The sequence below is a fragment of the Streptomyces sp. NBC_01217 genome, from assembly GCF_035994185.1.
Taxonomy (GTDB): domain Bacteria; phylum Actinomycetota; class Actinomycetes; order Streptomycetales; family Streptomycetaceae; genus Streptomyces.
In genome coordinates, this window is sequence record NZ_CP108538.1 from 1,450,831 (window position 1) to 1,464,998 (window position 14,168).

The 14,168-nt window shown below is 69.6% G+C and carries 17 protein-coding genes; 6 read left to right on the top strand and 11 right to left on the bottom strand.

Annotated elements, in window-relative coordinates:
- The first annotated feature begins 34 nt into the window (after positions 1–34).
- Positions 35–487: a hypothetical protein gene (locus OG507_RS06195; RefSeq protein ID WP_327366116.1), complete on the top strand. Its 453-nt coding sequence runs from the start codon at positions 35–37 to the stop codon at positions 485–487.
- A gap of 55 nt (positions 488–542) precedes the next feature.
- Here OG507_RS06195 and OG507_RS06200 read toward each other — a convergent pair whose 3' ends face one another.
- The 7 genes from OG507_RS06200 to OG507_RS06230 form a co-directional block, all read right to left on the bottom strand.
- Positions 543–1,028 (bottom strand): hypothetical protein, encoded by a 486-nt coding sequence (locus OG507_RS06200; protein ID WP_327366117.1) that lies wholly within the window; start codon positions 1,026–1,028, stop codon positions 543–545.
- A gap of 135 nt (positions 1,029–1,163) precedes the next feature.
- On the bottom strand, positions 1,164–1,847 hold the full coding sequence (locus OG507_RS06205; protein ID WP_327366118.1) for a uracil-DNA glycosylase: 684 nt from the start codon (positions 1,845–1,847) through the stop codon (positions 1,164–1,166).
- An 87-nt stretch (positions 1,848–1,934) separates the two neighbouring features.
- The gene (locus tag OG507_RS06210) at positions 1,935–3,515 is read right to left on the bottom strand and encodes an ABC transporter substrate-binding protein (RefSeq protein ID WP_327366119.1); all 1,581 of its coding nucleotides are present in this window, start codon (positions 3,513–3,515) and stop codon (positions 1,935–1,937) included.
- A 118-nt stretch (positions 3,516–3,633) separates the two neighbouring features.
- Entirely contained in the window at positions 3,634–4,389 is a 756-nt protein-coding gene (locus tag OG507_RS06215; RefSeq protein ID WP_327366120.1) for an SDR family oxidoreductase, read from the bottom strand.
- A gap of 20 nt (positions 4,390–4,409) precedes the next feature.
- Entirely contained in the window at positions 4,410–5,171 is a 762-nt protein-coding gene (gene fabG, locus OG507_RS06220) for a 3-oxoacyl-ACP reductase FabG (RefSeq protein WP_327366121.1), read from the bottom strand.
- Positions 5,172–5,405: 234 nt separating this feature from the next.
- Positions 5,406–5,789: a DUF3037 domain-containing protein gene (locus OG507_RS06225; protein ID WP_327366122.1), complete on the bottom strand. Its 384-nt coding sequence runs from the start codon at positions 5,787–5,789 to the stop codon at positions 5,406–5,408.
- Positions 5,786–6,643 carry a HipA family kinase gene (locus tag OG507_RS06230; protein ID WP_327366123.1) on the bottom strand — a complete coding sequence of 286 codons (858 nt, stop codon included), beginning with the start codon at positions 6,641–6,643 and terminating at the stop codon, positions 5,786–5,788. Before OG507_RS06230 ends, OG507_RS06225 begins: the two co-directional genes overlap by 4 nt.
- 588 nt (positions 6,644–7,231) lie before the next feature.
- On the opposite strand from OG507_RS06230, the gene OG507_RS06235 reads away from it, so the two are divergent.
- Positions 7,232–7,909 (top strand): GAP family protein, encoded by a 678-nt coding sequence (locus OG507_RS06235; RefSeq protein ID WP_327366124.1) that lies wholly within the window; start codon positions 7,232–7,234, stop codon positions 7,907–7,909.
- Positions 7,910–8,165: 256 nt separating this feature from the next.
- Here OG507_RS06235 and OG507_RS06240 read toward each other — a convergent pair whose 3' ends face one another.
- On the bottom strand, positions 8,166–8,546 hold the full coding sequence (locus tag OG507_RS06240; protein WP_327366125.1) for a YunG family protein: 381 nt from the start codon (positions 8,544–8,546) through the stop codon (positions 8,166–8,168).
- Between the two features lie 220 nt (positions 8,547–8,766).
- Here OG507_RS06240 and OG507_RS06245 point away from each other — a divergent pair, with 220 nt between their 5' ends.
- Entirely contained in the window at positions 8,767–8,964 is a 198-nt protein-coding gene (locus OG507_RS06245) for a hypothetical protein (protein ID WP_327366126.1), read from the top strand.
- Positions 8,965–9,081: 117 nt separating this feature from the next.
- Positions 9,082–9,537, top strand: coding sequence for a Rieske (2Fe-2S) protein (locus tag OG507_RS06250; RefSeq protein ID WP_327366128.1), 456 nt, complete (start codon positions 9,082–9,084; stop codon positions 9,535–9,537).
- Here OG507_RS06250 and OG507_RS06255 read toward each other — a convergent pair.
- Entirely contained in the window at positions 9,521–10,174 is a 654-nt protein-coding gene (locus OG507_RS06255; protein ID WP_327366129.1) for a cysteine hydrolase, read from the bottom strand. The genes OG507_RS06250 and OG507_RS06255 overlap by 17 nt on opposite strands.
- A 111-nt stretch (positions 10,175–10,285) precedes the next feature.
- Between OG507_RS06255 and OG507_RS06260 the strand changes: the two genes are divergently transcribed.
- Complete coding sequence (locus tag OG507_RS06260) at positions 10,286–10,762, top strand: pyridoxamine 5'-phosphate oxidase family protein (protein ID WP_327366130.1); 477 nt, start codon at positions 10,286–10,288, stop codon at positions 10,760–10,762.
- 16 nt (positions 10,763–10,778) lie between these two features.
- Here OG507_RS06260 and OG507_RS06265 read toward each other — a convergent pair whose 3' ends face one another.
- Positions 10,779–11,693: a LysR family transcriptional regulator gene (locus tag OG507_RS06265; RefSeq protein WP_327366131.1), complete on the bottom strand. Its 915-nt coding sequence runs from the start codon at positions 11,691–11,693 to the stop codon at positions 10,779–10,781.
- Positions 11,694–11,767: 74 nt separating this feature from the next.
- On the opposite strand from OG507_RS06265, the gene OG507_RS06270 reads away from it, so the two are divergent.
- Positions 11,768–12,817, top strand: a complete 1,050-nt coding sequence (locus tag OG507_RS06270) for a DMT family transporter (RefSeq protein WP_327366132.1) — start codon at positions 11,768–11,770, stop codon at positions 12,815–12,817.
- Here the strand turns inward: OG507_RS06270 and OG507_RS06275 are convergent.
- Positions 12,808–14,139: an aminotransferase class I/II-fold pyridoxal phosphate-dependent enzyme gene (locus OG507_RS06275; protein ID WP_327366133.1), complete on the bottom strand. Its 1,332-nt coding sequence runs from the start codon at positions 14,137–14,139 to the stop codon at positions 12,808–12,810. The two genes, OG507_RS06270 and OG507_RS06275, sit on opposite strands and share 10 nt — an antisense overlap.
- Between the last annotated feature and the right edge of the window lie 29 nt (positions 14,140–14,168).

Sequence of the window (14,168 nt, forward strand, 5' to 3'; positions counted from 1 at the left end):
CGGAGAACCGGGTCCGCACAGCAGAGTTGATCAGGTGCAACGAACCAGTACCACCGTGAAGCTCCTGGTCGGCGTGGCGGTCACGACACTGTCCGGCTGTGTGTCCGTGGCCGGGCAGGCGGACGCTCCGTCCCGCCCCGCGGCCGAGAGACCCGCCCAGGACCTGGCGCCACAGATCGGCCGGCCACCCGTCCATGACAGTCTGGAGGCCGTACCGGCCCGCGAGCCGTCCGCCTCCGCTTCCGCCCGGGTGTCCGGCGCGCCGCCGGACACCCGGCGCCCCGCGCCCCGCCCACCGCGGCAGCACACGTACCCCGGGACGGCGCAGCACCGGCCGCGTCAGGCCCCACCCGCCGTGACCGCGCCCGCCCCGCCCCTGCCGGCCCCCGTCACGGGGAAGGACGTCTGCGCACTGGGACGGGGGTACGGGAAGTGGCCGGCGGGCAGTCCGCAGTCCCGTATCTGCGAGGAGACCTACGGCCACTGAGCCCGGCAGGAAAGAGGACGAGCGGTGGCCCGTCCGCCCCCGGACGGGCCACCGCTCACAGCTCCAGGAGCCTCAGCTCCAGCCGCGCGATCGCCGCGCGGACCCCTCCCCTGTATCCGTCGTCCGCCCCGTCGTCCGCGAGCACACCGGAGGCGGCGCGCGCCCGGTCCAGATGGATCCTGGCCGCATCGGGCCGGTCGAGCTTCACATAGTCGGCGGCGAGGTTGAGATGGAGCGAGGGATAGAACGCCCGCACCGCGAGCGCGTCGGAGTGCTGTGCGGCGCGCTCGTCGGTCAGGCTGCCGGCCGCGGTCAGTGCCCTCAGGTCCCAGGCCAGCTCATCCCCGGGGTCGTCCTGGGTGTCGGCCATGTAGTGGGCGAGGGTGCACCGGTGCAGGGCGTCGCCGTTCTCGCCGATCTCCGACCAGAGCTCGCCGAAGCGGTTGCGGGCCTCCTCCCGGTCGCCGCCGTGCAGCAGCATGACCGCCTGGCCGATCCTGGTCATGACGGCATCCTTCGATGTCTCCCGCTGCTCCGTCACTGCGGCCTCCCTGTCCACGTCCACCCGGTTCCGTTCGACGCTAGCCCGAGCCGCGGCCAATCCCGCTGAGGCTCGGGCGGGCGCCCCGGACCTGTCCACCGGGCGCCCACCGCCGGCCGGACCGCAGCCGCGGCCTCAGCCCAGGTCGGGGATGCGCCAGTCGATGGCCTCGTGCCCCTGCGCCGCCACCGCCTCGTTGATCTGTGTGAACGGGCGGGAGCCGAAGAACTTCTTGGCGGACAGCGGTGAGGGGTGCGCCCCCTTCACCACCACATGGCGCCCGTCGTCGATCAGCGGAAGCTTCTTCTGGGCGTAGTTGCCCCAGAGCACGAAGACCGCCGGATCGGGCCGCGAGGCGACCGCGTGGATCACCGCGTCGGTGAACTTCTCCCAGCCCTTGCCCTTGTGCGAGTTCGCCTCGCCGGCGCGCACCGTCAGCACGGCGTTGAGCAGGAGCACGCCCTGCTCGGCCCACGGCATCAGATACCCGTTGTCCGGGACCGGCAGGCCGAGCTCCTCCTTCATCTCCTTGTAGATGTTCCGCAGGGAGGGCGGCGTCTTGACACCTGGCCGCACGGAGAAGCACAGCCCGTGTCCCTGTCCCTCTCCGTGGTACGGGTCCTGGCCGAGGACGAGGACCTTCACCTTGTCGTACGGCGTGGCCTCCAGGGCGGCGAACACCTGGTCGCGCGGCGGGTAGACCGGCCCCTTGGCCCGCTCCTCCTCGACGAACTCGGTGAGCTCCTTGAAGTAGGGCTTCTGCAGTTCTTCGCCGAGGACGCCGCGCCAGGACTCGGGCAGCAGGTCGGTGTCGGTCACGTCAACAACCTCCGGTATGCAATCAGTTCTTCGACCGAGAACCTACCGGGGGCCACTGACAACGGGCTCCGGCAGCCCTGCCGGGACCTACCAGCTGGCCTTGCGGTACAGCTCCCACATCTGCATGACCGTCTGCGGGTCCAGCGCGCGTTCGCCACCGCCGATGTCCTCGCCGGAGGCGACGTACAGCTTGCCCTGCCACAGCGGCAGCAGCCGCACGTCGTCGACCAGGATCTGCTGGGCCCGTTCGAACTCCTTGCTCACCGCGCCCCGGTCGCTCTCCTTGCGGGTCTGCGGCAGCAGCTGCTCGGTGATCTCGTTCTTCACGTACGGCATCCCGGTGACGGTTTCCTTGCCCACGAAGGGGGCGATGAAGTTGTCCGGGTCCGGGAAGTCGGGGAACCAGCCGCGGCCGAAGACGGGGTACTCACCCTTGGTGAAGCCCTCCTGGAACTCCTTCCAGGGCTTGCTCTTCAACGTGACCTTGAAGAGCCCGGAGGCCTCCAGCTGCCGCTTCAACTCGTCGAACTCGGGGGCCGTCGAGGAGCCGTAGCGGTCGGTCGTGAACCAGAACGTCATGGCGACGGGCTCGGTGATGCCTGCCCTGGTGAGGATCCGCTTCGCCTCGACCGGGTCCGGGTCGCCGTAGGCGTCGAAGAAGCTGGTGGTGTGTCCGGCGATGCCCTTGGGGACCATGGAGTACAGCGGCTCGGCCGTGCCCTGGTAGACCTTCGCCACCAGGGCGTCGCGGTCGACGAGCTGGGCGATGGCCCGCCTCACGGCGACGTTCCCGGCGGCCGGATCCTCGGGGTTGAAGACCAGGAAGCGGATGTCCGCGCCGACCGTCTCGAGAATCTGCAGTTCGCTCTTCTTGTCCTTGTTGTCTTCCAGACTGACGACCTCCTCGGCGGTGAGGCCGCGGTAGATCGCGTCGATCTCGTGGCTCTTCAGCGCCGTGACCAGGGGGGCCGATTCCTTGAAGTACCGGATGGTCACGGCGTCGTTCTTGCGATTGGCGAAACCCTTGTAGTTCGGATTCTCCACCAATTCGGCCCGGTCCCCCGGTTTGTACGATTCCAGGAGGTAAGGGCCGGATCCGGTGACCTTTCCGTCACCGCGGACCTTGTGCTTCGCATAGTCGCTGGGCGCCACCAGCGACATCGCCGGGGTGGCGAGGATGAACGGGAACGTGGCGTCCGGCTTGGTGAGATGGAAGACGACGACGACGTCCCCCTTGGTCTCGACCTGGTCGAGCGAGCCGAGCAGACCGACGGGCCCACCCTTGACCTCCATCGCCATGATCCGGTCGATGGAGTACTTCACGGCCTCGGCGTCGAGTTTGTCGCCATTGGAGAATTTCAGGCCCTCGCGGAGTTTGCACCGGTAGGCTGTGCTGGTCGTGTCGGTGAACTCGCACGATTCCGCAGCATCGGGCTCGGGGCTGGTGCTGCCGGTGGGGAAACTCACCAGCGTCTGGAAGACATTCCGCATCAGTTCCCAGGAGTTGTCCCATGCCGCCGCCGGATCGAGGGTGGATGGCTCGCTGGTCGTACCGACGACTATCTTCTGTTCCGCTTTCGAGCCGCTGTCGGAGAGAAGTCCGCAGCCTGCCAGCAGAGAAAGGGAAGCAAGGACTGCAGCGGCCTGCAGACTGGCCCGGTAGAACACGTGAACGCTCCTCGATCAGCCATGGGTCGGCAGACCATACCGCAGTGCCCCGTCAGGTCAATCCGCAGGCCCGACGGGGCACTCGAGTCAATAACGGCCAAACCCGCTCAGGCCGTTCTCAGCTCACGCCCGCATTCAGGAAAATTCCACCGTCGACGACGAGAGTCTGTCCCGTGATCCAGTCGCTCTGGCTCGAAGTGAGGAACGCGGCCGCGCCGCCGATGTCCTCGGGCACCCCCAGCCGGCCGAGCGGATACGCCGCAGCGGCCTCCGCCTCGCGGCCCTCGTACAGCGCCTGGGCGAACTTCGTCTTCACGACCGCGGGAGCGATCGCGTTGACCCGGACGACCGGCGCGAACTCGTGCGCCAGCTGAAGGGTCAGGTTGACCATGGCGGCCTTGCTCATGCCGTACGCGCCGATGAAGGGCGAGGCGGAGACACCGGCGACCGAGGCGATGTTGACGATCGCCCCGCCGTTCTCCTTCTGCCAGGCCTTCCAGGTCTGCTGGGCGAAACCGAGCGCCGAGATCACATTCGTCTCGTAGACCTTACGGGCGACATTGAGGTCGAGCTCCGCCATCGGGCCGAAAACCGGATTCGTTCCGGCATTGTTGACCAGGAAGTCGACGCGACCGAACGCCTCCATGGTGCGCTCGACCGCCGCCGCCTGGTGTGCCTCGTCGTGCGCCTTGCCCGCGACCCCGATGACACGGTCGGCGCCGAGCCGCTCGACCGCCTCCTTGAGGGCGTCCTCGCCGCGTCCGGTGATGCACACCCGGTCGCCGCGGGCCACGAGAGCCTCGGCGACGCCGTAGCCGATGCCCCGGCTCGCGCCCGTGATGAGCGCGACCTTACCGCTGTCCTGCACAGTCATGATGTCCGTAGCCCTTCGGGTCAGTTGAGCGGTCCGCCGGCGACGTACATGACCTGGCCGGAGACGAAGCCGGCCTCGTCGCCCGTGAAGAAGGCGATGGCATTGGCGATGTCCTCGGGGCGGCCGACACGCTGCACCGGGATCTGGGTGGCGGCAGCGGCCTGGAACTCCTCGAAGCCCATGCCGACCCGGGCCGCGGTCTGCGCGGTCATCTCGGTGACGATGAAGCCGGGTGCGACGGCGTTGGCGGTGATGCCGAACTTGCCGAGCTCCTTGGCGAGGGTCTTGGTGAAGCCCTGCAGACCGGCCTTGACCGCGGAGTAGTTGGCCTGGCCGCGGTTGCCGAGCGCCGAGGAGGAGGAGAGCGAGACGATACGGCCGAACTTGGCGTCCACCATGTGCTTCTGGACGGCCTTGGCCATCAGGAACGCACCCTTGAGGTGTACGTTCATCACGGTGTCCCAGTCGGACTCGCTCATCTTGAAGAGCAGGTTGTCGCGGAGGACTCCCGCGTTGTTGACGAGGATCGTCGGGGCGCCGAGCTCGGCGGCGACCCGCGCGACCGCGGCTTCCACCTGGGCGCTGTCCGACACATCACAGCCGACGGCGAGGGCGGCGCCCCCGGCGGCGGTGATCTTCTCGACGGTGTCCTTGCAGGCCGCCTCGTCGAGGTCGAGTACGGCGACGGCGCGGCCCTCGGCCGCCAGGCGTACCGCGGTGGCGGCGCCAATGCCACGCGCCGCTCCGGTCACGATGGCGACGCGCTGCTCGGTGGTGGACATGCTTGGTTCTCCTCGCCCTTGGATCGCGGCTCAGCGGACGTCGGGGGTACCCGGCACGGAACCTTCTCGTGCGCGGAGCCTTCCCGATAACTGAGCAACCGCTTAGTACCTTCAGCAGACGAGACGCTAGAAGCCCTGGCACCCGGTGTCAACGGCCCACGTTCGCAGGGGTGCATGTCACACCCGGCGGCGCCGCCGTCGCAGTGGCTGCGGGCGGCGCCGCGGGGCGGCTGATCAGCGCACCAGCAGGTCGAGCAGTCGCTCGACCTCGGCCTCCGGGTCGGTGGTGAGGCCGCTGTGCACGGGGCTCGGCTGGATGACGGTGGAGCGCGGGGCGATCAGCCAGCGGAAGCGGCGGCCGGCGTCGTCGCTGGCCGCCTGACCCGCCTCCGTACCACCGCGGCACACGCCCTCGACGGCGTGCAGGGCGGCGCGGACACCGACCACGTCGGCGGTCGGGTCCAGGGCCTTCAGCTTGGTCTCGTCGAGATGGGTGCGGGCAGCGACGAAACCCCGGGCGTGGCAGTAGACGACCACGCCCGCGTTGAAGTACTCGCCGCGCTGAACCCGCGGCACCACGCGCAGCAGCGCGTACTCGAAGACATCGCGCTTGCTCACCGCTGGCCGTCCTTGTCGCTCTTCTTCTTGGTGGGATGCGGCCACGGGGCGAGGTGGTCGGTGAGCCAGCCGGGGGCCTGGGAGGGCTTGGGCGCGGTGGGGCCGTCCATCGTGATCCGCTCGTGGATGGTGGCGGCGCGCGGAAGGAGCGCCGCCACGTAGGCGCGGCGCAGCTCGTCCGTGGAGTCGAAGCCGGGCTCGTCCACCAGCCACTCGTCGGGGACGTCGGCCGCGACCTCGGTGAGCAGTTCCTCGGTGACCAGCGGGGCGAGTTCGGCGGCGGCCGCCGCGATATCCGGGGCGAACGGGGCGAGTGCGTGGTCCGAGGCGTTGTACGGCTTGGCGGCGGAGGCCCGGGCGCCGGGCCAGTTGTGGTGCCAGATCATGGTGGCGCCGTGATCGATGAGCCACAGGTCGCCGTGCCAGATCAGCATGTTGGGATTGCGCCAGGACCGGTCGACATTGTTGATCAGCGCGTCGAACCAGACGACCCTTCCGGCTTCCCGGGGGTCCACCTGGTAGGCGAGCGAGTCGAAGCCGATGGAGCCGGGCAGGAAGTCCATCCCGAGATTGAGCCCGCCGCTGGCCTTCAGCAGCTCCTGCACCTCCTGGTCGGGCTCGGCGAGCCCGATGACCGGGTCGAGCTGGATCTGTACGAGGTCGGGGACGCGCAGGCCGAGCCTGCGGCCGAGCTGTCCGCAGATGACCTCCGCGACCAGGGTCTTGCGGCCCTGTCCGGCGCCGGTGAATTTCATGACGTAGGTGCCGAGATCGTCGGCCTCGACGATCCCGGGCAGCGATCCGCCCTCCCGCAAGGGCGTGACGTAGCGGGTCGCTGTGACTTCGGTGAGCATTTTCCCAGGCTATCGGCCGGGACGGCGCACGTTCCAAGGCAGGTCCGGGGAGCACCGCGAGTGCCGGCCGGGCGCCAATCCGGTCGCGCGGCCGAGGCGCGCATCGGCTCCGGCATGCGGTGTGCCGTCGGAGAAGGGGATGAGCGCGTCATGCCGTCCTGGTGCGGCGTAGATGACCTGCGCGTACTCGGCGGCAGGGCATCGAGGGCTTCGACCTGGCCCTTGATCAGTCCGTACCCCTTGGCGTGTGCGTCGCGCACCGCGAGGCCGGTGCCTTCGGCCGCCACCATTCGGTGATGTAGCACTCCGTCCGCGCGATCACGGTCTGCAGGTTCTCGTCGAACCCTGGCACGGCCACCTCCGCGCCCGGCGTGCAAGGCACGCACGGTTCCCCCGCGTGCGCTGAACAGGCGGCGCCTCCTCTCGGCCCTCACCCGTTCGACGCCGGTGCCGCGCCCTGCGGCCGGGGCCATCCGATGATGGCCTGGGGACGAGACCTGTGCGCGGCCCTGGATGGGCCGTCGGACCCCGCACATGGCTCCGCGGCCTCGGTTCGGCCCGATCACATCCACTCTCGCGGAGGTTGCTTTGGGACACGCTGTAGGCGATGTGCTGGGCCTGGCGGCCGGTGTCGCCGTCAGTCCGCTTCCCATCGTGGCGATGATCCTCATCCTGGCCACTCCCCGCGGTCATCTCAACGGAGCCCTGTTCGCCGTCGGCTGGATCCTGGGGCTGGCGGTGCTGGGCGCGATCATGCTGGCGGTCGGTGGCCCGGGCGGCGCTTCCGGCGACAAACATCCGGCCACCTGGGTGGGGGCCCTGAAGCTCGCCCTGGGTGTACTGCTGGCCCTGTTCGGAGCACGCCAGTGGCACCGACGCCCCGCCGACCCCTCTCAGGCACAGCTGCCCAAATGGATGGCCGCGATCGACCGCTTCACTCCACTCAAGATCCTCGGGCTGGGGCTGTTGCTGTCGGCGGCCAACGCCAAGAACGCGCCCCTGACCATCGCCGCCGGAGCGTCGATCAGCTCGGCCGGAATCCCCGTGCCGCAGCAGATCGGAACACTCGCCATTTTCGTCGTCATCGCCTCGGTGGGAGTGCTCGCACCGCTCGGCGTCTACCTGATCATGGGCGAACGGGCGAAAGACGTACTCGGAAACTGGCGTGACTGGGCGGTACGGCACAATGTCGCCGTGATGGCCGTCCTCTTCTTCGTTCTCGGGCTGAAGCTGATCGGAGACGGTGTGATCGTCCTCGCCTCCTGAGGACCCCGCGGTGATCATCGAGGGCGAGTCCCCGCGGCCCGCCGCACCGGGCGGTCCGGATGCTCGGCAGTGACCGCACCCGGGTGCTTCCCGAGGGGCACCGCCTCGTCCGGATACACGTACGGTGACGGCACGGCCCAGCCACCCGCCCGGGGAACAGCCGGGGAGTTTCGCCACCGCTCGGTGAGTTCCGGGGCACGCCGGTAGCACCGCCGTCGGCCACCGCGCCGACCTCGCCCAGAGACGTAACAAACGCCTACGATCCCAGCGCCCCAAGGACTCGGCTGCGCAGCAGCTCATACTCCTCGCGCAGCCGCACGATCTCCGCGGGCCGTTCGATCACAGCGCCGCCGACGACTATCTCGTCGGCGGCGAACTGCTCGCGCGTGAGATCGACTTCGATCCCCATGCCCAGACGGTTCCACCAGTGGTAGTCCACTCGCTCACCGTTGACATGCACCTCGCCGCGGATCAGCTCACCCCTCAGCAGATCGTTCACCACCAGGGCGGTGACACCGCACTGGTCGCGCGCCGGATTGTCCGGGGTCCAGTTCGGTCGGTGATCCGGCGTCGCGGTGTCCGCGCCCCAACCGCCTCGAATGGCTCGCTCAAGGTCGTCGAAGGTCTTCAGTGTCATGTCGCCCAGCTTTACAGACGCCTCTGACAATCAAGCGTCTCGCATGGTCTCCCCGCCGCACCGACCCGCTGTACACGGCGGTCGCCGCTGGTACGCCGACCGGTCGACGGCACCACGACACCCATTGGGAGGAACGGTTTCTCGGCCACCCGGATGTACTTGGCGGAAGCAGGAGCGCTGTTCACCGCTCCTGTAGGCGGCCGGGTCGACATGCACGCTCATGCCGACGCACGGACCTGCCGATGACAATGTGGCCGTCGCCCGCATGCTGGGGTTCTCCGCCGCGCTCGCGGCAGCGGGCCGGTCACACACGGCGCCGCCGTTGTCCGGGGCCGGCCTTCCGGTCAGCCAGTGGGAGACGGTGAGCAGTCCGTTGTTGCTGGAGCGGGACTTCCACAGGAAGTCCCTGAGCCGTTGAACACCGGGGTACCCCTGCGCGTACCCCTGGACAGACACGGAAGCAGTGAACGCAGAAATCGTGAGCGCAGCAGTCGTCAGCACAGAAGTCGTGAACATCGCGGAAGGAAGAGCCAGCATGAGCGCATCGCAGGAGCACGAGGTCCGTCCCGGGCGTCGGACCGTCGTGGCAGCGGTCGGAGCCGTCTCGGTGGCCGCCGTACTCACCGCGTGCGGCGCCCAGAAGGAGTCGGGCGGTTCGGATGCGGTCAAGCCGGCCGATGACGGATCGGACGGCGGCGGAGGGAAGGCGCTGGCGAAGACCGCCGACATCCCTGAGGGCGGTGGAACGATCTTCGGCGACCAGGGTGTCGTGGTGACGCAGCCCAAGGCCGGCGAGTTCAAGGCGTTCTCGTCGAAGTGCACCCACCAGGGATGCGCGGTGTCGAGCGTGTCGGACGGCACCATCAACTGCCCGTGCCATGGCAGCAAGTTCGACCTCGCGACGGGCGAAGTGGCCGCCGGTCCGGCGACCCAGCCGCTGCCCGCCCAGCCGATCACGGTCGAGGGCGACTCGATCACGCTCGCGTCCTAGCCCGCCCTCGGCCGCGCCAGCAGCCGAGCACATCGTCGGTGCTGGTGATGGTGGCCACGAGGGCAAGTGTGTTGCGGATCATCGCGGGGGTGTAGTCGGCCGGCACCCCCGCGATGGCATCGGACGGCACCACCGCCGTATATCCGAGATTCACCGCGTCGAACACCGCGTTGGGGATGGCGACATTGGCCGAGACCCCGGTGACGAGGAGCGTCCGGCAGCCGAGGTTGCGGAGCAGGGCGTCCACGTCCGTACCGGCGATGGGCGAGAGGCCGTGCAGTCTGCGCACGACGAGGTCCTCGTCCGCCACCTCGATGGGTGCGGCGATCCGTACCGCCGTCGTGCCCGAATGCTGTTGTACGGGCAGTCGGCCCGCGGCCCGGAAGAGCCGGGCGTTGTTGTTGGCACCCCGTCCGTCGGGGCGGCGTTCGGCCACCGCGTGCAGTACCTGGACCCCGGCCTCGTGGGCCGCCGCGACCAGCCGTGCGACGCGGTGCAGGGCGCCGGAGGACCTGGCCTCCTCGGCCAGTTCGGGCAGCGCACTCCCGGGACCCACGACACCCTGCTGGCATTCGACCGTCAGAAGCACGGTGGTGGCCGGATCGAGCTGCTCGGCGAGCTGTTCCTTCGGCGGCACGGCTGCCCCTTTCGGCGGCGGATCGGGCGCGCGAGGCTAACCGCCATTGCGTGATGAGGGAAGAGGCCCCATGATCTCTGACACGGAGTCAGCTATCGGGAGGGGCATCCCATGGCCACCATTCAGCGCCGGGGCCGCCGGATCATGATGACGGACGCGGAACGCGACAGCTATCTCGCCGAACAGCGCACCTGCCGGGTCGCCACCGTGTCCGCGGACGGCCGTCCCCATGTCGGCGCCCTGTGGTTCACCTGGGACGGCACCTCGCTCTGGCTGTACTCGATCACCCGCAGTCTGCGCTGGTCCCAGCTGCGCGACGACCCGAGAATCGCGGTGGTCGTGGACGACGGGGTGGAGTACGCGGACCTGCGCGGAATCGAACTGTCCGGCACAGCCGTCCCCGTCGCAGAGGCACCGCGCACCGGCGAGCCCTGCCCCGAACTCGTCGTCCCGGAACGGCTGTTCGCGGCGAAGTACTTCGGGATGGACACCATGCCGCACGACGGGCGGCACGCCTGGCTGCGCCTGACCCCGCAGGCCATCACCTCCTGGGACTTCCGGAAGCTGGCGGGCCCCTCCGCGACCTGACGCCCCCTTCCCCCTATTACGCCGACGGCGCATCCAGTTCCCGGCCGGCCACCCGCAGCGCCGCGACGGCCGCTCTGATCGACGGGCGCCGGTCCGCGTCGGTACGCCACACGGCATGGACGTGCCGTCGCATCTTCTGCCGAACGGGGACGAGCCGCACCCCGTCGGGCACCGGTCCCCTGCCCAGCCGAGGCGCCACACAGACTCCCATTCCCGCGGCGATCAGGGCGAGTTGGGTGTGGTGCTCGCCCGCCAGGTGCGCGATGCGCGGCTCGATGCCCTTCGAGCGCAGGGTGAACATCAGCCAGTCGTAGCAGAACTCGCCCTCGGGCCAGGACACCCAGTCGTCGTCGGCGAACTCCTCCAGGTCCACCTCCGCCCGGTCGGCAAGGCGGTGACCGGCCGGCATCGCGACGTCCGGTGCGTCGTCCAGGAGTTCGGCCTTGGCCAGGCCACCGGGCACCGGCAGCCGTTTGTTGCTCCAGTCCAGCACCACCGCGAGATCGATGTCGCCCCTGATCACCGCACGAATTCCGTCCTCGGGCTCCAGTTCCCTCGTACGTACGCGCAGTTCGGGGTGGTCCACGCGCAGAGCCTGGAGCGCGGCGGGGAAGAGTCCGCGCGCCGCGGTCGGGAAGGCCGAGAGCAGGATCTCGCCCACCACCTCACCGCGCTGTGCCTCGATGTCGGACTGTGCCAGCTCGACCTGGGACAGGATCCGGGCCGCGTGGTCGGCGAGCAGCCGGCCGGCATCGGTGAGCCGGACACCGCGGCCGTTCTTGGCGAGCAGCTGCTGCCCCACCTCCCGCTCCAGCTTGGCCATCTGCTGGGAGACTGCCGATGTGGTGACATGCAGCCCCTCTGCCGCTCCGCTGACCGAACCGTGCCGGGCGAGGGCATCCAGGGTGCGCAAGCGCTCCAGATTCAGCATGTAAGCAATGCTACGCAGAGGCTCGCACGAAGTCTCACTTGTCCTACGTGGTTGATTTCGTCATCGTTGACCCCATGAGCGCGCCCGCCACACCCACGACCACGCCTCCCACCGAGTCCTCCGCCCCTGCCCGGCCGACCGGGAAGACCGTACCGGCTCCGGACTCTCCGACTCCCGGCTCGGATTCGGCTCCGGGCACAGCGCCTGCCGCGCGCCGGGCGCTGGACTGGCGGATCCGGTTCGGGGCGCTCTCGCTCATCTGGGGTTTCAGCTTCCTCCTGATCAAGGTCGGTGCCGAGGGGTACGCCCCATTCCAGGTCACCCTCGGCCGCCTCCTGTCGGGCACGGCGGTACTGGCCGTAGCAATGGCGGTACAACGGGAGCGGCTGCCGCGCGGCGCCCGCACCTGGGGGCATCTGGCCGTCGCCGCGTTCTTCCTGAACGCGCTGCCGTTCTCGCTCTTCGCCTATGCCGAACTGAGCATCCCGTCGACCCTGGCCGGTATCTGCAATGCGACCTCTCCCCTGTGGGGCATGGCGCTCTCACTCGTCGCGCTCTCCGAGGATCGACCGACCCGTCGCCGCGTCGCCGGACTCGGGCTCGGCTTCCTCGGCGTACTGACCGTGCTGGGTGCATGGCAGGGCTTCTCCGGACTGGACTTCAGCGGCACGGTCATGGCCCTGCTCGCCTCCCTGAGCTATCCGATCGGCTGGATCTACGTCCGCAGAACGCTGGCGGGCGGCGGTTCGTCCACGCTGGCCCTGACCGGCAGTCAGCTCTTTCTCGGCACGGTGCAGATAGCCCTGGTGACCCCGCTGTTCACCTCGGCACCCGATGGATTCCCGCTGCTCCCGACCCTTGCCGTGGTCGCCCTGGGGGCGCTCGGTACGGGCCTCGCAGTGCTGATGCAGTACGGCCTCGTGGAGGAGGTCGGACCGACGACCGCGCAGATGGTCACCTACTTCATTCCGGTCATAGCCACCGCCGCCGGAGTCGTCGTGCTCGGTGAGCAGCTGAGCTGGAACACCCCGGTCGGCGCTCTCGTGGTCCTGGCGGGCGCCGCCCTCACCCAGAGCCGGGCGCGCAGCGGCAGAGCCGGGACCAGGACCGGCTCTCAGCCGTAGTTGAACGGTTTCGCCGGTCCCGCAGCTGCCGCCACGGCATCGGCCAGCTGCTCGATATCGGCCTCGGTGAGCGGCGAGACGGTGATCCTGATCCCCTGGGGCGCGATCGTCCGGAACCGTGCCCCGGGCGCCACTGCCCAGCCCGCGTGCAGCAACCGCGCCACCGCACCGGTCTCGTCACTGACCGGCACCCACACATTCATGCCGCTGCGCCCGTGCGCCTCCACGCCCCGCTTCTCCAGTGCCCGCACGAGTGCGTCCCGCCGTTTCGCGTACGCCAGCGCCACCTCGCGCGAGTCGACCGCGCCCGAGGACCACAGGTGGACCACGGCCCGCTGCAGCAGTCTGCTGACCCAGCCGGGGCCGAGCCGCTGCCGGCCCGCCACCCGGTCGAGGGTCACCGGGTCGCCGGTCAGCACGGCCACCCGCAGATCCGGCCCGTAGGCCTTGGCGACGGAGCGCACGAACGCCCACCGGTCGGTGGCACCCGCCAGCGGGTACAGCGGCTGATCAACGATGGCGTGCCCGTGGTCGTCCTCTATCAGCAGGACGCTGCGGTGTCCGGCGAGGACGCCACGCAGTTCGAAGGCGCGCCCGGGACTGATCGCGGCCCCGGTCGGATTCTGCGCGCGGTCGGTGACCACGAGCGCGCGTGCACCGGCGTTCAGCGCGTGTTCGACGGCATCGGGAACCGGTCCCTCGTCGTCGAGTGCGACGGGCACAGGGCGCAGCCCCAGCGCCGGTATGAGATCCAGCATGCTGCCCCACCCCGGATCCTCGACAGCCACCGCGTCACCGGGCTTGAGATGCGCGACCAGTACGCGTTCGATCGCATCCAGCGATCCGGAGGCCGCGACCACGGGCCCGGCCGACACCCCGTCGGCATCCAGCGCGGCGCGGGCGAGTGCGGCGAACTCCGGGTCCACCGGGGCTTGTCCGTACATACCCGGCCGCCGCGCATAGTCGTCCGCGGCCGCCGCGAACGCCTCTCCCAGCGCGGGCAGCAGCGCCGGGTCGGGGTTCCCCTCCCCCAGATCCCGTACCCCGGGCGGCGCCTCGACCCGGAGTGAACCGCGCGTCGTGCTCGCGGGGCGCGGCCGCACCCTGCTGCCCCGGCGCCCGGCCGTCTCGATCACCCCGCGCTCGCGGAGCGTGCGGTAGGCGGCCGCGACCGTATTGGGATTCACTCCCAGCAGGTCCGCCAACTCCCGCATCGGCGGCAGCACTTGCCCGGGCGCGAGATCCCCCGAGCCGACCCCGCGCTCCACACTGGCGGCAATTTCCGATGCGCGCCGCCCGACGATCCGATACTCTCCTAGCACAAACAAGATTATGCACTAGTGCAATGGAG

Bases quoted from the DNA above. Each gene is read 5' to 3' on its own strand.
- OG507_RS06215 (WP_327366120.1), bottom strand. From the start codon at position 4,389: ATGACTGTGCAGGACAGCGGTAAGGTCGCGCTCATCACGGGCGCGAGC.
- fabG (WP_327366121.1), bottom strand. From the start codon at position 5,171: ATGTCCACCACCGAGCAGCGCGTCGCCATCGTGACCGGAGCGGCGCGT.
- OG507_RS06230 (WP_327366123.1), bottom strand. From the start codon at position 6,643: ATGCTCACCGAAGTCACAGCGACCCGCTACGTCACGCCCTTGCGGGAG.
- OG507_RS06240 (WP_327366125.1), bottom strand. From the start codon at position 8,546: ATGACACTGAAGACCTTCGACGACCTTGAGCGAGCCATTCGAGGCGGT.
- OG507_RS06245 (WP_327366126.1), top strand. From the start codon at position 8,767: ATGCCGACGCACGGACCTGCCGATGACAATGTGGCCGTCGCCCGCATG.
- OG507_RS06250 (WP_327366128.1), top strand. From the start codon at position 9,082: ATGAGCGCATCGCAGGAGCACGAGGTCCGTCCCGGGCGTCGGACCGTC.
- OG507_RS06260 (WP_327366130.1), top strand. From the start codon at position 10,286: ATGGCCACCATTCAGCGCCGGGGCCGCCGGATCATGATGACGGACGCG.
- OG507_RS06265 (WP_327366131.1), bottom strand. From the start codon at position 11,693: ATGCTGAATCTGGAGCGCTTGCGCACCCTGGATGCCCTCGCCCGGCAC.
- OG507_RS06270 (WP_327366132.1), top strand. From the start codon at position 11,768: ATGAGCGCGCCCGCCACACCCACGACCACGCCTCCCACCGAGTCCTCC.